Source organism: Aeromonas sp. FDAARGOS 1406, assembly GCF_019048565.1.
GTDB classification, from domain to species: Bacteria; Pseudomonadota; Gammaproteobacteria; order Enterobacterales; family Aeromonadaceae; genus Aeromonas; species Aeromonas caviae.
This window is the reverse complement of sequence record NZ_CP077378.1, coordinates 4,210,315-4,227,193: the sequence shown is the minus strand read 5'-3', so window position 1 is coordinate 4,227,193 and position 16,879 is coordinate 4,210,315. Positions and strand designations below refer to the sequence as shown.

Below are 16,879 nucleotides of genomic sequence, written 5' to 3'. Positions count from 1 at the left end.
CCTAATGCAGCACGATGAGCAGGGCGCCGGCCAGCACCAGCAGGGCGGCGAGCGCGTCCTTTCCCGAGGGGCGGCGGCGAGCCAGTCCGAGCCAGCCGAGGCCATCGCACAGGGCCCCAAACAGCAGCTGGCCGAGCAGCAGCAGGGCCAGGGTGCCAGCCATGCCGAGGGGCGAGTTGAGGCAGAGGGCCGCCAGCACCACGGTGAGCGCCCCCGGCAGACCGCCGAGCCAGGCCCAGGGCGGGGCCGCCTCCGGCGTCGAGGGCCTTGGGGAGAGCCACCACAGGAGCCCGGCCACCAGGCTGCCGACCCCGTGGGCCAGCCAGCTCGCGAGCCAGGGGTCGGTGGCGCGGGCCAGGACGCCGTTCTGGGCGATCATCAGCGCCAGCAGCAGGCCGGCGGCGAAGGCGGCCAGGGCACCCAGAGTCTGGCCAAGTGTCTGGCCGAGGGCGGGGCGGCCGGGGCCGCGGTCAACAAGCGGGGGGATCATGGGGTTGCTCCTTGGTTCAACTGACGAGCATGGTAAATTGTTTTTGATTTGGGGATAATCTACCCTCCTGGAACAACATTGTTTCCAAAACGAGAACAAGATGAACCAGGAAGCCTTCGCCCTGCTCCCCGCCTTCGTCGCCGTGGTGGAGTCGGGCACTTTCTCCGGCGCAGCCCGTCAGCTCGGCCTCAGCAAGTCGGTGCTGAGCAAGAAGGTGAGCCAGCTCGAGCAGGCCCTCGGCTGCCAGCTCCTCTATCGCACCACCCGCTCCCTCACCCTCACCGAGGCGGGGGAGCGCTACTTCGAGACGGTGCGCCATGCAGTGCGCCTGGCCAGCGACGGGGAAGATGCCATCGGCGCCCTGCAATCGGCCCCCCGCGGCCTGCTGCGGGTGACGGTGCCCATGGTCTATGGCCGGCGCCACATCGCCCCCCTTGTCCCCGAGTTTCTCGCCCTTCACCCCGAGGTGCAGTTGCAGCTGGAGATGAGCGACGCCCGGCAGGATCTGGTGGCCGAGGGGTTCGACGTGGCGGTGCGCATCGGCGATCTGGAGGATTCGAGCCTGGTCGCCCGCCGCCTCGCCCCCTGTCTCAGCACCCTGTGCGCCGCCCCCGCCTACCTGGCGCAGGCCGGTACGCCCCGCACCCCGGCGGATCTCGAGCGCCACAACTGCCTCTTCTACTCCCTGTTTCGCGGCGGCACCCAGTGGCGGCTGCACGGACCCGAAGGAGAGGTGGCCATCACCCCCAGGGGCAATTTCGAGGTCAACAACAGCGATGCCATTCACACCGCGCTGCTGGCGGGGCTTGGCATCGGCAACATGCCGGACTTCATCGTGGCGCGGGATCTCGCCATCGGGCGGCTGGTGCCCGTCCTGCCAGACCATGCCCTGCCCGAGCACGGCATCTGGTGCGTCTATCCCAAGCGCCGCCACCTGCCCGCCAAGGTGGAAGCCTGGCTGGCCTTCCTGCAGGAACGTCTGGGGCTGCGCTGAGGGGGGTCATCGGGATAACCGGAACGGTTCACGTTTTTTCATCGGGAAGGGAGTAGAGTAGGCAGCAAACCAAGCATCTGTTTTTATTGGAAAAGCATTCAGGGGACGAGCCACGGCATCGCGCCCCGCACCCCAGAGGGAGCCCCATGATGAAGAAAACCGCGATTGCCCTGACCCTCACCAGCCTGCTGACGCTGCCGCTCGTTGTCTCATCCGATGCCTGGGCCGCCCCGGTGCGCTCCCTGCAAAAGGAGCAGAATTACGAGCAGTTCATCAGCAAGCGCCAGGTGGTGGATCAGCTGCTGGCAGACGCCGCCCGCATCTTCCACTCCACTGCCCGGGTCTCCGATGCGGGCTTCACCGCCAAGATGCCGAGCAACATGGAGCAGGTGACCACCCTGTTGCTGGAGGCCCACCAGCTCGAGCCCTATCGCACCGATCTGCTCATCTCGGCGGCCAACGCCCAGATCTACAACGGCAACGTGGACAGGGCCATCGCCCTGTTCGAGCAGGCCCTCACCGCCGCCCCGGACGATCTGGACATCAACACCTATCTGGCCACCTGGCAGCGCTTCAAGGGCAACCAGGCCAAATCCGATGGCTACCTCAAGCGGGTCGGCGAGCTCAATGCCGGTCGCGCCGCCGACTTGCAGCGACTATTCGCCACCGTGGACAGGGTGGTCGCCACCCCCCTCAAGGAGCGTCAGGGACGGGGCGAGAAGAAGGGGCGCCGCGCCATCGTCACCCTGGGCTATGCCCTCAATCCCGATGGCTCCATGCACGACATCCTGCTGGGACGCCTCGAGACCACCCGCGCCCTGGCCCAGGCAGATCCGGCAGCCCTCGTCATCCTCACCGGCGGCGTGCCCCAGAACCGCCAGACCGAGGGCAAGCTGATGGCGGACTGGCTGGCGAAAAAGGGCATCGACCGCTCCCGTATCATCGAGGAGAACTACGCCACCAGCACGGTGGAGAACGCACTCTACAGCGGCTATGCCCTCGCCCGCCACGAGATTGAGTTCGCCACCCTGGTGAGCTCGGCGAGCCATGTGCGCCGGGGCCAGACCCTGCTGGAAATCGCCTGCTGGCAGAGCGGCCCGGCGAACATCCGCATCGACAGCGTCGCCTACCCGGACAAGCCCCTCTCGGCCCTGGCCAAGGCAAGCCCGGAGGAGCTGCTTGGCATCTACCGGGACGCCCTGCGCACCTATGGCCTGTGGAGCTACCGCTCGGCCCCGCTGGTGGAGCGCTGATCCCCCGGCATGGCGCCCAGCAAAAAGCCCGCCGGCTGGCGGGCTTTTTCATCATCTGACGGGCCTGGGTGTTGCTATCGGCTCTTGCGCTCCGGCCACCAGGGTGAAGCCCCGATGGTCGGTCTCAGCCCTTGAGCTCCAGCACGGTGGTGAAGCCTCCGAAGATCATGCGGGCGCCATCAAACGGCATGGTCTGGTGCAGGGGATTGGCGGGGTCCATCCTGGGGTCCTGCATCATCTTGCCCATGGCGTCGTCCCGCACCGCCTTGCTCGGCCACTCCACCCAGGAGAAGACCACGGTTTCATCCTCCCTGGCCGCCACCGCCCGGTAAAAGTCGGTCTGCTTGCCGTGAGGCACGTCGTCCCCCCAGCACTCCAGCACCCGGGTGGCGCCGTATTCGAGGAAGATGGGGTCAAACTGCCCCGCATGATCGATCAGGGCCTGCTTGTTGGCCGTCGGCACGGCGAGCACGAATCCGTCCACGTATGACATCAGAGGTTCCTCCTGTGAGTGAGGATCTCAGCATAGCAGCCGCCCATCAGCCCGCGCTCTGCGCCACCCCGCGCAGCCAGCCATCACAACGAGACCAGCCGCTCCAGATCGCTGCGGGTCAGGCGCTTGCTGTCCACCTTCACGTAGAGGGAGTGCTCCTCGCACACCAGCAGCACGTCGATCACCCCCTCGCAGGCGCGGATCCGCTGCTCCAGGGCCGGGGTGGCCTCGACCCCTTCCGGCAGCACGATGCGCAGGCTGCTCACATAGGGGGGCTCGGCCATGGTGAGGCTCACCCCGAGCCAGGCGAGGGCCAGGGCGGCGCAACCGCCAAACACCAGGGGGCCACCCCCCAGGCTGTAGAGCAGGCCGCCGAGACTGCCGCCGATGGCAACCCCGAGGAACTGACTGGTGGAGTAGACCCCCATGGCGGTGCCCTTGTAGCCCGGCGGGGACTCCTTGCTGATGAGAGACGGCAGCAGTGCCTCCATCACGTTGAAGCCGATGAAGAAGAGCTGCAACCCGGCGAGCAGACCCCACAGCTGCTGGCCGCTCTGCCAGAGCACCAGCTCGGCGGCCAGCATCACCACCACGCACCCGATGAAGACCCGCTTCATCTGGCGGTGCTTCTCGGCATAGATGATGAGGGGCACCACGCTCACGAAGGCGATCAGCATGGTGACCAGATAGGCCTGCCACTGGCTGTCACGGGGCAGGCCCGCACGTTCCAGCAGGGGCGGCAGGGCTACGAAGCTCGACATCAGCAGGGTGTGGACGCAGAGGATGCCGAGGTTGAGTTTGAGCAGGCGAGGGTTGGTGAGCACGGTACGAAAGCTGCCTCGCACCATGGCGGACTCGCGATTTTGCAGGTGGGCCGCCGGGGTCGGCACCACCCAGAGCACCATGGCGATGGCGGCCAGGGCCAGCAGGGCGATGAGCCAGAAGAGGCCGGACAAGCCCAGGGCATGGGTGATGAGGGGGCCGGTCACCATGGCGATGGCGAAGGTGATGCCAAAGCTCACCCCGATGAAGGCCATCGCCTTGGTGCGATTCTGCTCCCGGGTGAGATCCGACAGGAGCGCCATGACGGCGGCGGAGATGGCGCCGCTCCCTTGCAGGGCGCGCCCGACGATGACCCCCCAGATGGCGTCGCTCAGGGCGGCGATGACGCTGCCAAGGGCAAACATCAGCAGGCCGCCAACGATGAGGGGCTTGCGCCCCACCTTGTCGGAGAGCAGGCCGAAGGGGATCTGGAACAGGGCCTGGGTCATGCCGTAGATGCCGATGGCAAGCCCGATGAGCGCCTCGGAGGCGCCCGCCAGGGACATGCCGTAGGTGGTCAGCACCGGCAGCACCATAAACATGCCGAGCATGCGCAGCGAGAAGACGGAGCCGAGCGCCCAGGTCGCGCGTCGCTCGCCCCTCGTCATGGTGAAATCATTCATGAGGGCCTCGATGAGTCAAAAAGAAGAGAGAAAGAAAGGGGTGACAGGCGCCCGGCCGCCCCGAAAAATCGGCGATGCCCCTCGCAGGGCGGCGCCCATAATAGCAGAGCCGGGAAGATTCCCGGCTCTGGATTTCATGCATTTCAGGGGTGCAGTTCACACTATCAGGGCAGCATGCTCACCAATACAGGCGCTGCGTCCGGCTGGAAGTCCACCGACATCATCACGCTCAGGCAAGTAATGGTGACGATGGAGAACATGAACAGCTTGCGCGCCCAGAGGGAGTCGTCCACCGCCGCCTTGTAGCCCGACAGCGCCATCCCCAGCCACCAGACGCTCACCGCGGTGGCCACCACCAGATACTTGTAACCGGCGTAGCCGCCGAGGAACAGCATCAGGGTCGGCACCATGAACGCCAGGATGTAGAGGGTGATGTGGAGCTTGGCCACCGGGATACCCTTCACCACCGGCAGCACCGGGATGTTGGCGGCCTGGTAGTCCTTGAAGCGGAAGATGGCGATCGCATAGGAGTGCGGCATCTGCCACAGGCTGAAGATCGCCAGCAGGATCAGGGCCCCCGAGTCGAACTGCCCGCTCACCGCGCAGTAGCCGATGACCGGCGGCGCGGCGCCGGAGAGGCTGCCGACCAGGGTGCCATAGACCGAGTGGCGCTTCATGTAGAGGCTGTAGACCCCCACATAAACCAGGAAGCCCAGCACCGCCAGCAAGGCGGCCAACGGATTGGCCGCAAAGTAGAGCAGTGCAATGCCCGCAACGCCCAGCGCCGTCGCATACCAGAGGGAGACACCGGGGGCGATGAGCCCCCGCACCAGGGCGCGGTTCTTGGTGCGCTCCATGATGCAGTCGATGTCCCGGTCGATGTAGTTGTTGAACACGCAACCGGAGGCCACCACCAGTGACACCCCCACCATGGTCAGGATGAACAGGGGCACATCCAGGCTCCCCTTCGAGGCCAGCAGGAATCCCCCGATAACCGAGATGAGGTTGCCGAAGATGATGCCCGGCTTGGTCACTTGCAGGTATTGCTTCATCATCATCAACCCGCTCAGTGAACCATCATGTTGATGTTGAGGTTGTACATGATCCACAGGGAACCCACGACCACGATGGCGATGATGAGCACGGTAAAGACCAGTGCCACCAGGTTCCAGCGCTCCTCGGAGGAGGTGTTCATGTGCAGGAAGTAGACCAGGTGAACGAAGATCTGCACCACCGCCATGGCCACCACGGTGCCGAGCACCACGGCGTGGGAGGCGGAGCCGTCCATCACCATCCAGAACGGCACGGCGGTCAGGATGAGTGACAGCACGAACCCGATCATGTAGGACTTGACGCTGCCGTGGCTGGCGCCGTGATTGTCAACGGAATGACTCATTTACATGACCCCCATCAGATAGACCACGGTGAAGACGCAGATCCATACCACGTCGAGGAAGTGCCAGAACAGGCTCAGGCACATCAGGCGAGTGCGGTTGCGCTCGGTCAGCCCCTTCTTGGTGATCGACACCATCATCACGATGATCCAGACCAGGCCGCTGGTCACGTGGATACCGTGGGTCCCCACCAGGGTGAAGAAGGCAGAGAGGAAGCCGCTGCGATCCGGGCCCGCCTCGTGCACGATCAGGTGATGGAACTCGTAGATTTCCATCGCGATGAAGCCGGCACCCAGCAGGAAGGTGACGAACAGCCAGATGTTGACCGCCGCGACCTTGTTCTTGTTCATGGCCAGCATGCCGAACCCGAAAGTGATGGAGCTCAGCAGCAGCAGCATGGTTTCGGCGAACACGAACGGCAGTTCGAAGATGTCCTTGCCGGTGGGGCCGCCGGCAGTGCCGTTGACCAGGACCGCATAGGTCGCGAACAGGGTCGCGAACAGGATGCAGTCACTCATCAGGTAGATCCAGAAACCGAATACCTTGGTGGCACCGGCATCGTGGTGCCCATCCTCATGGGCACCGTGAGAGTGATGTAGTACGTCAGTCGCCATGGAATTAAGCCACCTTGTTGATGTTGTCGAAATGCTGACCTTCGATGCGCTCGATCTCGTCAACCTGTACGTAGTAGTCCACATCGTCGTTGAAGCTGTGGATGATCCAGGTGGCGATCATGCCGATGAAGCCGGCGATGGCCATCCACCAGATGTGCCAGATCATGGCAAAGCCGAACACCACGCTGAAGGCGGCGATGATGACACCGGCACCGGAGTTCTTCGGCATGTGGATGGGGGCATACTGGGCAGGCTTCTTGTAAGCGCTGCCGTCAGCCTTGGCTTCCCAGAAGGCGTCCAGACCGGTGACCTTCGGCTCGATGGCGAAGTTGTAGAACGGCGGCGGAGAGGACGTCGCCCACTCCAGGGTACGGCCACCCCAGGGATCGCCGGTCAGGTCGCGGTTCTTCTCGCGGTCGCGGATGCTGACCACGATCTGGATGACCTGGCACAGCACGCCCAGGGCAATCAGGCCGGCGCCGCAGGCGGCGACCACCAGCCAGCCGTGGAACTCGGGATCGATGTTCTGGCTGACACGACGGGTCATGCCCATGAAGCCCAGCACGTAGAGCGGCATGAAGGCCACGAAGAAGCCGGTGATCCAGCACCAGAAGGCACGCTTGCCCCAGACGTCATCCAGCTTGAAGCCGAACGCTTTCGGGAACCAGTAGGTGATACCGGCGAAGCAGCCGAACACCACGCCGCCGATGATGACGTTGTGGAAGTGGGCGATGAGGAACAGGCTGTTGTGCAGCACGAAGTTGGCGGCTGGCACGGAGAGCAGTACCCCGGTCATGCCACCCACGGTGAAGGTGATGATGAAGCCGACGGTCCACAGCATAGGCGAGGTGAACTCGATGCGACCGCGGTACATGGTGAACAGCCAGTTGAAGATCTTCACCCCGGTCGGGATGGAGATGATCATGGTGGTGATGCCGAAGAAGGCATTCACGTTGGCGCCGGACCCCATGGTGAAGAAGTGGTGCAGCCAGACGATGAACGACAGCACGGTGATTGCCACGGTCGCCCACACCAGGGAGGTGTAACCGAACAGCTTCTTCTTGCAGAAGGTCGCCACCACTTCGGAGAAGATCCCGAACACCGGCAGCACCAGGATGTACACCTCGGGGTGACCCCAGGCCCAGATCAGGTTGATGTACATCATCATGTTGCCACCCATGTCATTGGTAAAGAAATGGGTACCCAGGTAGCGGTCTGCGGTGAGCAGGGCGATGGTGACGGTCAGGATCGGGAAGGAGGCGATGATCAGGATGTTGGCACACAGGGCGGTCCAGGTGAAGACCGGCAGGCGCATCATGGTCATGCCAGGGGCACGCATGCGGATGATGGTGGCGAAGAAGTTCACGCCGGTCAGCAGGGTCCCCAGACCCGAAATCTGCAGACTCCATATCCAGTAATCGACCCCGACCCCGGGACTGAACTCCAGCCCCGACAAGGGCGGATAGGCCAGCCAGCCGGTCTGGGCGAATTCACCGACCCCGAGGGAGACGTTGATCAGCACCACGGCCGCGGCAGTGAACCAGAAGCTCAGGTTGTTCAGGAAGGGGAAGGCCACATCACGGGCACCGATTTGCAGCGGCACCACGATGTTCATCAGACCGATCACCAGCGGCATGGCCACGAAGAAGATCATGATGACGCCGTGGGCGGTGAAAATCTGGTCGTAGTGATGGGCGTTCAGGTAGCCTTCGCCACCCCCGGAGGCGATGACCTGCTGGCCACGCATCAGCACGGCGTCGGCAAAGCCACGCAGCAGCATGACCATGCCCAGAATGAGATACATGATACCGAGGCGTTTGTGGTCGACCGAGGTCAGCCACTCTTTCCACAGATATTGCCACTTGCCGTAGTAAGTGATGAGACCGGCGATGGCCAGGCCCCCCAGAATGATACCGGCTATCGTGACCATGATGATGGGTTCATGGTACGGAATAGCCTCGAGTGTCAATTTTCCAAACATCGATTATTCCTCGGATCCTGCTTTCACACTCTTGTCGGCCGACATGGCCATGTGTCCGGCATGGGCGTCATGGTTCATGGCCTGGTTCTCCATGGCGTCCTCTTGCGAGGCCTCATGGTTCATCCCTTCGTGGTCCATGGCACCCGCTTTCGGGGCGGCGTCATGGTTCATGGCCTCGTGGTTCATGCCCTCGTGATCCGCGGAGCCCGCAACCGGGGTGGCGTGACCACCATGGGACATGCCGCCCATGAACTTGTTGATGATGTTGACGAACAGCTTGGGATCGGCGCTGGCGAAGTACTCCACCGGGTGGTTTTCGCTCTTTTTGGCCAGGGCATTGAACTCACCCAGGGTGTTCAGGGCCTTGGAAGAGGCCTTCACCTTGGCTACCCAGGCGTCGAAACCGGCTTGATCCTGGGTCGCGATGGCCTTGAACTTCATGCCGGAGAAACCGGCACCGCTGTAACCGCCGGAGATGCCCTTGTACTCGCCCGCCTCGTTGGCAATCAGGTGCAGCTTGGTCTGCATGCCGGCCATGGCGTAGATCTGGCCGCCCAGTTGCGGGATGAAGAAGGAGTTCATCACGGTGTCGGAGGTCACCCGGAAGTTGACTGGGGTGTTGACCGGGAAGGCCAGCTCGTTGACCGACGCAATGCCCAGCTCCGGATAGACGAACAACCACTTCCAGTCCAGAGAAATGACATCCACCTGAACCGGTTTGACGTCCGATTCCAGCGGCTTGTAGGGGTCGAGGGAGTGGGAAGTTTTCCAGGTGATCACCGCCAGGATGACGATGATGATGACGGGTACAGTCCAGACGACTGCCTCAATCTTGTTGGAGTGGGCCCAGTCCGGCGCATAGGTGGCACTTGTGTTGGACGCCCGGTATTTGTAGGCGAACGCCACCGCCATGACAATCACGGGCACCACCACGATCAGCATCAAGCCGAGTGCGGTGAGTATCAGTGACTTCTGCTCCATACCGACCTGCCCCTTGGGGCTCATCAGTGCCATGTCGCAGCCACTCAGCAAGCTGGCGGTCGCGAGCAGCAGCAAAGCGCCCAAGCCCCTCTTCACATCAAAGAGTCTCATGCAATGTCCTCATCTTTTGAAGGCTTATTGGTATAAAAAAATGCAGCATTTTATTGCATCAGACCAGCATGTGAACAACATGAAAAATTAATCCCAAAAATGTTCAAAAGGTGATGGAAAGCGGTATCAGATGTTAATCCCTTGACAATGACCAATTTATTCAAGTTACACCGCGGCAATTCATCTTCCGTTAATCTTTCGCGCCACCAAAAGTGACCACCAATTAACCAAAAAGATCCATCTGGTCTGTTTTTAACCCGCTATTGCGATCAAAAAAGAGCCATACAGCCCCTTTTCGACTCACAGGTCATTTCTCCACACCTTGATCTGGATGGGTATTTTTCGGGGAAGATTAAAAAAATAATTAATCAAACGAATGTGTGATTAACTTCCCGTCCCCCGACAACGGTCGCAACCCCTGGCGCCAGAAGGCACACTTCGTAACAAAACGGGCCCTTGTGCGGGTCCGTTGACAATCGTTTTCTCTCCCTCACTCGGAGTCGGAGTCAGGAGTGATCGTGTTCCATCCGGGTCGCCACGGCGATCCGGTTCCAGGCGTTGATGGTGACCACCTGCATCAGACACTGGGCTAGCAGGGTTTCCCCCAGTTGGGCCAGCGCCGCCTCATAGGTCTGCACCGTGAGCCCCTTGTCGGCGATCAGGGTCACCTCGTCGGTCAGGGCCAGCACCGCCCGCTCCCGGGCGTCGAACAGCGGCGACTCCTGCCAGGCGGCCAGCGCCAGCAGACGCTGGGCGCTCTCCCCGTGCTTCATCGCCACGTCGGAGTGCATCTCGATGCAGTAGGCGCAGCCGTTGATCTTGACATCCTCCCCCACCTTAGCGCTTCGCGTCACAGGAGGGGGATTCCCATTACTGGGTGATAGCTGCTCGCGCAGTACCGGGTTCCTGCTTCATCGGGCGGCCTGATTGCACCACGCCTCCACAGGCTAAAACGGCGTGTCCCGCCGCTAAAATATTGCGAGCGCCGTTCACATCGGCGTTCGCCTCATAACCACACGCAGCGCATTTAAACTGGCTTTGCGTCTGGCGGTTATCCTTCGCAGTATGCCCACAACAGGCGCACTGCTGGCTCGTGTAGGCCGGGTTTATCGCCAACACCTGACCGCCTCGCCATGCCTGCTTGTATTCGAGCTGGCGGCGCAGCTCAAACCAGCCCTGATCTAATATCGAACGATTCAGCCCTGATTTTGCCCGGACGTTGCGCCCCGGCTGGCTGGTCGTGCCCGCTGCTGATTTTGACATGCTGGCAACCTTCAAATCCTCAATGACGATCATCGCGTGGTTTTTGCTGATAGTCGTTGTGACCTTGTGAAGGTAATCGCGGCGGCTATTGGCGATATGTGAGTGCAGCCGCTGGATCTTGGCTTTTTGTTTCTTCCAGTTGCTGCTGAACTTTACCTTTTTGCTCAACTGGCGTTGGAGCCTTGCCAGCTTGGTCTGATTGGTTTTGAAGCTGTTGACGGGCTCAAACACCGTGCCGTCTGACAGGGTTGCGAGCTTGGCGATCCCCGCATCTAGCCCGACCATTGAGCCGGAGGGGTGAATTGGCTCAAGCGTCTCCTGCTCGACCTGAAAGGAGATATACCAGTGCCCGGCTGCTTGGCTGACGGTCGCGTTTTTAATTTTCCCTTCAACTGGCTGGGACTGACGGAACTTGACCCACGCCAGCCCGGCAGGCAGCTTCACGCGACCCTTTTCAAGGCGGCAATACTTGTCGAAGTTGACGAACCGGATAGCGTCGCGGTTGTCGCTTTTTTTCTTGAATACGGGTGCCTTGGCGACGAGTTTCTTATCAAAGCAGCGCATCCACGCGCCATGCAAATCCTTGAGCTTCTGCTGGAGGTTGTCGGTATATGCCTCGGCCAGAAAGGCCATTTCTGGGTCTTTCTTCCAACTGGTGAGCATCCTGTTCAGCTCAAAGGCAGAAGGCAGTTTTTCGCCAGCATCCAGAATGCGTTTGGTTTCTGCCAGCCCGTGATTCCAGACATAACGAGCACAACCGCCCAACTGGCGCAGGCGTTGCGCTTGTTGTTCGGTCGGTTCGAGTCGGAATTTGTAGGCTTTCAGAATTTGCATTTAGCGCTCAGTGTGTAGCATTATTGCCATATCTATTAAGCCCGATTGAGTGACAGAATGCAATTCACTAAAATTAATAAATCACGCCATGCGGCCTACGTTTTGCACGTACACTTGGTGTTTATCACCAAGTATCGAAAGCCGATACTGGGGGATCTGCATCACGCTTCCTTCGGTCAGTGTGCGGCAGAGGTTTGCAGAGATTTTGGTGCGGAACTGAAAGAGTGTGACGGAGAGGCTGATCATGTTCACATGCTGATAGAGTACGCGCCAACGGTGCAGCTATCGGTACTGGTGAACTCGTTAAAGGCGGTCACATCAAGGCGACTGCGTAATGAATTTCTGGACTTGAGAGGTGCTTACAGCAAACCCGTACTCTGGTCACGCTCTTACTTTGCGGGCTCTTGCGGCGGAGCACCGTTGGAGGTGATCAAGCAATACATTCAAAACCAGCGGGGCTGACGCCCCGGCGAAATTCCCCTCCCACCTACGTCGGAGGGAGTCCCCTTTCGCATTTAAGATGGACCCCGGATGGGGCGGTGAGCTGATTGTTCACTTTTTCATTTTTGATTAGAATATCGTCATAACCTGCAACAGTTTTGCGTTTATCGCAAAGGTGAATCCATGCTGGATCGCATCCGCATCCTGGCCCAGGTGGTGGAATCGGGCAGTTTCTCCCGTGCCGCCCGCGCCCTCAACCAGGCCCCCTCCTCCGTGACCCGTGCCATCGACGCCCTGGAGCAGCAGCTCGGGATCCCGCTCTTCAAGCGCAGCACCCGCCAACTGGTGCTGACCGAGCAGGGCGCCTATTTTCTCGCCCGCTCCCTGCCCCTGCTGGAGGAGGCGGATCAGCTGGTGCAATCCCTGCAACCCCTCTCGGTGGCGCCAGAGGGGCCGCTGCGGGTCTCGGTGTTCGAGAGCTTCGGCGCGTCCTGGCTCTCTCCCCGCCTGCCCGACTTCCTCGCCCGCTACCCCGGGGTGCGCCTGGAGGTTGCGCTGGACAACCGCATGGTGGATCTCGATGCCGAGAACGTGGACGTGGCGGTGCGCATCGGCAAGCCCGCCGACAGCAGCCTGCACACTCGTCATCTGCTCACCAACCGCTCGCTGCTGGTCGCCTCCCCCACCTATCTGGCCCGCCATGGCGAACCCGCCCATCCCGCCGAGCTGGCCCACCACAACTGCCTTATTCGCGGCCATGGGCGCCAACGCCAGCACTGGTATTTCCAGCAGGGCACGGAGCGCGAGAAGGTGGCGGTGCAGGGCAACCTTACCTCGGTCGGGGGCACGCCCCTGCTCTGCGCCGCTCTCGCGGGGTGCGGCGTGCTGCTGCTGTCGAGCTGGATGGTGCAGCAAAGCATCGACGAGGGCACCCTGCTGCCGCTGCTGCCAGAGTGGCTCGCCTCCCCCTACGAGGATCGCCAGGACGAGATCCACGCGGTGTTTCGTGGCGGCCGCTTCCTCAAACCCCAGACCCGCGCCTTCATCGACTTTCTGGTCGAGGCGATCAGGCCCCTGCAAGGGCCGCGCTGACCGCAACATGGCCTCCTGGCGAAGCGCTGAAAACGCAGACGCCGGGCACAGGGCCCGGCGTCTGGAAATGAGGGTCGCCACGGCGACCGCTCAGCGTGATTTTCGCCCGTCAGGGCTCGGGGAGAGCCCCCGGTAATCCCCGTAGGGGAAGATGTTGCGCAGGCGCTGGGCCACGGGCTCGGGGATGGAGCGGGAGAAGACCAGCCTCACCCCGTTGCCGTCCCGCAGGCCCAGGATGCGCCCGCGCACCGCCTCATGGTGCAGGATCTGGGTCGCCTGGGTCACAAAGCGCGGCGGCACCGAGCCCCGCTTCACCACCACCTTGCCCGGCGCGAGCCGGACCTCGAACAGGGCGCCGCGCCCCAGCGTCATCAACCACCCGATCAGGGCTATCGCCACCAACAGAGACAACCAGGCCATTGCGTCTTCCTCCCGTCAACCCGATGTTCGCCAGTATAACCGGGGGCGCCCCATCATGACCCGGCCGCCATCACGCTTTCACTCACTGCCGGGCCTTATCGGCGCCCCTTGCCCCAGGCCACCAGGGTATCCCGATAGAGGGCGAGCAGGGCCTGATCCCGCACCGCGACCCCGACCTGCTGGGCCGGGCAGTGGGCCCACTCGTCATGGGGATGGCGGGTGTCGTCAAACTTTTGCAGGGTATGGCCGATGGCGGGCCCCTCGGTGATGACCCGCACCGGCCCCTTGCGCAGGGTGAACAGCGCAGGATCGATCACATAGGCGATGGCGGAGGGATCGTGCACATGGCACCCCGCCATGCCGATGCGCTCGGAATAGAAGCGCAGGTAGAAGCGGCTGACATCCCACAGGAAGCGGCCCGGCTCCCCCGCATCGTCCCGCAGGGCATCCAGATAGTCGGCGGTGAAGATGCTCTGCTGGGTGACGTCGAGCCCGATGATCACCAGGGGCCAGGGGGCGGTGAAGACCCGGTCCGCCGCATCGGGATCGTCGTGGATATTGGCCTCGGCATAGGGGGTCACGTTGCCGCGATGGCCGTTGACGCCAAAGGCACCGCCCATCACGACCACTTCTTTCACCAGGGCGGCTACTTCGGGGGCCGCCTCGAGCGCCAGCGCCAGGTTGGTGAGGGGACCGATGGTCACCAGGGTGATCTCGCCGGGATGGGCCTTCACCGTCTCGACGATGTATTGCCAGGCCGGGCGGGGATCCGGGATGAGGGTCACCTCCCCCGCCTGGACGTCGCCAAAGCCGCTCGGGCCGTGCACCACCGTCGTCGGCCCCACGGGCTCGCGCAGCAGCGGCGCGGCGGCGCCCCGGGCCACGTCCGCCTTCATGCCATATTTTTGCTTGAGCCAGAGGGCGTTGCGGGTGCCATTTTCGATGGTGGCATTGCCAAACACCGTGGTGATGGCGAGCAATTCGATGGCAGGGTGCGCCTCGGCAAACAGAATGGCCATGGCATCGTCGATGCCGGGATCGGTATCCAGAATGATCTTGTGGGTCATGGGTCCTCCGTGAAACGGGCTGCCAGTGTAGCGGGCCGCCGCCGCTTTGACAGCACCGGGATCACAACCTCGGGGTTTCCTTTGCATCAGGCATGCTGGCGGGAACACTCGCCCTTGGGGTCAGGGCAGGGTCACTCGGAAGGGGCGACCACGGCCTCCTCTCCCCTGGCGGTGCGTTTCAGTTGCCCCATGAATTGCTTGAAATGGGGGAGAAACCCCTTGAACAGCTCCTCTTTGCGATGCTGCATCATGACTTCGCCAAACAGCTTCAACCCGACGATAAACGCCTGATGTTCCTGCTCCGACATGGCCAGCTTCCCCTTGCTGAGCGCCAGGATGGCAAAGATGTCGTCGTGATTCTGGCAGTCGAACTGCAACTGGGGCACCTCGCGGTCCAGCGCCTGGACCTGTACACGATAGGTGTGTGGCATCTTTCATCTCCTCTCGGGCTGGGCTTTTGCCCATATGGTTGATAAAATCAATTAAACCCCTTTAAGTTGACTTTATCAACCATGAAGTTGTCAAACCGCCTCTTCCGGATCCTCGATCAGTACAAAATCGCCATGACGCAGCATTTCCGGGCACAGCAGATCGCCCTTAGCCCCCTCCATTACAAGGTGCTGCAACTGATCCATGCGCTGGATCCCGCCACGCCGCAGCTCATTGCGCAGCGGTCGGGCCGCGACAAGGCGCAGGTGACGCGCCTGCTGCAGGAGATGGAGAAACAGGGGCTCATCGAGAAGCGGCCCCATCCCACTGACAGACGCAGCATCTGTCTGGCCTTGACCCCGCTGGCCTGCGAGCGGGTCAACCAGGGGGAGCAGGAGGCCGCAAGGCTCGACGAACGGCTGTGTTCCCTGCTGACGCCGGCGGAGATAGCGCAGTTGCAGCAACTGCTGGACAAGATAGAAAAAGGGCTTGAGTCGACCGATTAGGGTCAGCGTCAGGGGGTCCGCTGCCTGATTTGTGGCCAACCAGCGCGGCCTGCGCTGGCGGCGCCTTGTGAGCCACTCCCGGAGATGGTATCACTGGCCCCACTCTCCCCTTCCCGCCGAGGCGCCATCGTGATCACCCTGATTAAAGAGTCCGACCAGTTGAAAATGCCCTGGAAGAACAGGCAGGGCACCACGGCCCAGATCCTGATCTCCCCCCCTGGTTCGACCCTGGACAAGCTCGACTTTGACTACCGGCTGAGCTCAGCCCCCATCAAGGAAGCGGGGAGTTTCTCCCGCTTTCCCGGCTACCAGCGCATCCTGCTGCCCGTCAGCGGTGCCGGTTTCGTGCTCAACGGCCACCCCTACGCCACCTTCGAGGCAGCCCACTTCAGCGGGGATGACGAGACCCGCTGCGAGCTGCTGAAAAAAGAGGTGACGGATCTCGGGCTCATCTACCACCCGGCGCGCATCAGCGCCAACGTGCGGGTGCTGAACCTGCCCTTCCCCCTCAGCCTCACCCTGGAGACGGACAAGTGCTACCTCTGCCACCTGCTGGAGGGCCAGCTCACCGTGCAGGGGCAACAGGTCGCACCGGGAGAGACCCTGGTGGTGCAAGGGGAGGATAGCATCCGCTTCGAGTGCGGCAAGAAGACCACCCTCGCCTTCTTTACCCTGCAGCCCAAGCAGGCCGCCGTTTAACGCCGAGGGGCACGGCCCCCGCTGTCGAGGCAGGCCTGCATGGTGTCATAGGGGGTATAGTGCCTGGTGCGGCTGTAGTAGGTGCCGCCCTTGGGGTGACAGATGCCGCTCCGGCTCTTCTTCACCGGGGGCTCGGCGGCCAGCGCGATGGCACACAGCAGCATCAGGCAACAGCCAAGCATCCATTTCACTGCGTTCATGCTCTCTTTTCCGAAGGGGCGTAGGCGGGCCACTGGCCCATTTGCGGCCTATTCTACGCCGCTCATCTCCTTGCCACCCCAGACCAGATCATGAAAGCACCGCGACGCAGCGCAAGCGAAGACAAAAAAGCCGGGCCCCTCCCGGCTTTTGCTTGTGCTGGCGGCGACACGA

The 16,879-nt window shown here is 62.2% G+C and carries 20 protein-coding genes; 6 read left to right on the top strand and 14 right to left on the bottom strand.

Annotated features, from left to right (window positions below):
* Position 1: 1 nt before the first annotated feature.
* Entirely contained in the window at positions 2-490 is a 489-nt protein-coding gene (locus I6L36_RS19935) for a DMT family transporter (RefSeq protein ID WP_119197464.1), read from the bottom strand.
* A gap of 100 nt (positions 491-590) precedes the next feature.
* Between I6L36_RS19935 and I6L36_RS19930 the strand changes: the two genes are divergently transcribed.
* Both I6L36_RS19930 and I6L36_RS19925 read left to right on the top strand, forming a co-directional pair.
* On the top strand, positions 591-1,484 hold the full coding sequence (locus I6L36_RS19930; protein WP_216986836.1) for a LysR family transcriptional regulator: 894 nt from the start codon (positions 591-593) through the stop codon (positions 1,482-1,484).
* Positions 1,485-1,633: 149 nt separating this feature from the next.
* Positions 1,634-2,737, top strand: a complete 1,104-nt coding sequence (locus I6L36_RS19925) for an ElyC/SanA/YdcF family protein (RefSeq protein WP_124813483.1) — start codon at positions 1,634-1,636, stop codon at positions 2,735-2,737.
* Between the two features lie 124 nt (positions 2,738-2,861).
* On the opposite strand, the gene I6L36_RS19920 is transcribed toward I6L36_RS19925, so the two are convergent.
* The 9 genes from I6L36_RS19920 to I6L36_RS19880 form a co-directional block, all read right to left on the bottom strand.
* The gene (locus I6L36_RS19920; protein WP_010673687.1) at positions 2,862-3,230 is read right to left on the bottom strand and encodes a DUF1428 domain-containing protein; all 369 of its coding nucleotides are present in this window, start codon (positions 3,228-3,230) and stop codon (positions 2,862-2,864) included.
* An 83-nt stretch (positions 3,231-3,313) separates the two neighbouring features.
* Positions 3,314-4,675 (bottom strand): MFS transporter, encoded by a 1,362-nt coding sequence (locus I6L36_RS19915; RefSeq protein ID WP_216986835.1) that lies wholly within the window; start codon positions 4,673-4,675, stop codon positions 3,314-3,316.
* Between the two features lie 164 nt (positions 4,676-4,839).
* On the bottom strand, positions 4,840-5,733 hold the full coding sequence (cyoE, locus tag I6L36_RS19910; RefSeq protein WP_010673685.1) for a heme o synthase: 894 nt from the start codon (positions 5,731-5,733) through the stop codon (positions 4,840-4,842).
* An 8-nt stretch (positions 5,734-5,741) separates the two neighbouring features.
* Positions 5,742-6,071, bottom strand: a complete 330-nt coding sequence (locus tag I6L36_RS19905) for a cytochrome o ubiquinol oxidase subunit IV (protein WP_010673684.1) — start codon at positions 6,069-6,071, stop codon at positions 5,742-5,744.
* Positions 6,072-6,767, bottom strand: coding sequence for a cytochrome o ubiquinol oxidase subunit III (locus tag I6L36_RS19900; protein ID WP_216986834.1), 696 nt, complete (start codon positions 6,765-6,767; stop codon positions 6,072-6,074).
* Positions 6,688-8,664 carry a cytochrome o ubiquinol oxidase subunit I gene (gene cyoB / locus I6L36_RS19895; protein ID WP_041211612.1) on the bottom strand — a complete coding sequence of 659 codons (1,977 nt, stop codon included), beginning with the start codon at positions 8,662-8,664 and terminating at the stop codon, positions 6,688-6,690. The genes I6L36_RS19900 and cyoB overlap by 80 nt, the downstream gene beginning before the upstream one ends.
* Before the next feature lie 3 nt (positions 8,665-8,667).
* On the bottom strand, positions 8,668-9,756 hold the full coding sequence (gene cyoA, locus I6L36_RS19890) for a cytochrome o ubiquinol oxidase subunit II (protein ID WP_216986833.1): 1,089 nt from the start codon (positions 9,754-9,756) through the stop codon (positions 8,668-8,670).
* Positions 9,757-10,262: 506 nt separating this feature from the next.
* Positions 10,263-10,610, bottom strand: coding sequence for a carboxymuconolactone decarboxylase family protein (locus I6L36_RS19885; RefSeq protein WP_235663391.1), 348 nt, complete (start codon positions 10,608-10,610; stop codon positions 10,263-10,265).
* A 16-nt stretch (positions 10,611-10,626) separates the two neighbouring features.
* Entirely contained in the window at positions 10,627-11,853 is a 1,227-nt protein-coding gene (locus I6L36_RS19880; protein ID WP_216986832.1) for an RNA-guided endonuclease TnpB family protein, read from the bottom strand.
* 57 nt (positions 11,854-11,910) lie between these two features.
* Here I6L36_RS19880 and tnpA point away from each other — a divergent pair, with 57 nt between their 5' ends.
* Positions 11,911-12,315 carry an IS200/IS605-like element ISAs26 family transposase gene (gene tnpA / locus I6L36_RS19875; protein WP_010674034.1) on the top strand — a complete coding sequence of 135 codons (405 nt, stop codon included), beginning with the start codon at positions 11,911-11,913 and terminating at the stop codon, positions 12,313-12,315.
* Positions 12,316-12,477: 162 nt separating this feature from the next.
* On the top strand, positions 12,478-13,386 hold the full coding sequence (locus tag I6L36_RS19870) for a LysR family transcriptional regulator (RefSeq protein WP_010673679.1): 909 nt from the start codon (positions 12,478-12,480) through the stop codon (positions 13,384-13,386).
* Positions 13,387-13,476: 90 nt separating this feature from the next.
* On the opposite strand, the gene I6L36_RS19865 is transcribed toward I6L36_RS19870, so the two are convergent.
* From I6L36_RS19865 to I6L36_RS19855, 3 genes are all read right to left on the bottom strand, one after another.
* Positions 13,477-13,806, bottom strand: coding sequence for a DUF3634 family protein (locus I6L36_RS19865; RefSeq protein ID WP_042881649.1), 330 nt, complete (start codon positions 13,804-13,806; stop codon positions 13,477-13,479).
* A gap of 95 nt (positions 13,807-13,901) precedes the next feature.
* Positions 13,902-14,873, bottom strand: coding sequence for a nucleoside hydrolase (locus tag I6L36_RS19860; protein ID WP_039039208.1), 972 nt, complete (start codon positions 14,871-14,873; stop codon positions 13,902-13,904).
* Between the two features lie 131 nt (positions 14,874-15,004).
* On the bottom strand, positions 15,005-15,304 hold the full coding sequence (locus I6L36_RS19855) for a DUF3861 domain-containing protein (protein WP_216986831.1): 300 nt from the start codon (positions 15,302-15,304) through the stop codon (positions 15,005-15,007).
* Positions 15,305-15,385: 81 nt separating this feature from the next.
* Here I6L36_RS19855 and I6L36_RS19850 point away from each other — a divergent pair, with 81 nt between their 5' ends.
* Positions 15,386-15,808 carry a MarR family winged helix-turn-helix transcriptional regulator gene (locus I6L36_RS19850; RefSeq protein ID WP_050498310.1) on the top strand — a complete coding sequence of 141 codons (423 nt, stop codon included), beginning with the start codon at positions 15,386-15,388 and terminating at the stop codon, positions 15,806-15,808.
* Positions 15,809-15,937: 129 nt separating this feature from the next.
* On the top strand, positions 15,938-16,507 hold the full coding sequence (locus I6L36_RS19845; protein ID WP_180911107.1) for a HutD family protein: 570 nt from the start codon (positions 15,938-15,940) through the stop codon (positions 16,505-16,507).
* Here I6L36_RS19845 and I6L36_RS19840 read toward each other — a convergent pair.
* A complete protein-coding gene (locus I6L36_RS19840; RefSeq protein ID WP_039039209.1) occupies positions 16,504-16,707 on the bottom strand; it encodes a hypothetical protein in 204 nt (67 codons plus the stop codon). The genes I6L36_RS19845 and I6L36_RS19840 overlap by 4 nt on opposite strands.
* Positions 16,708-16,879: the final 172 nt, after the last annotated feature.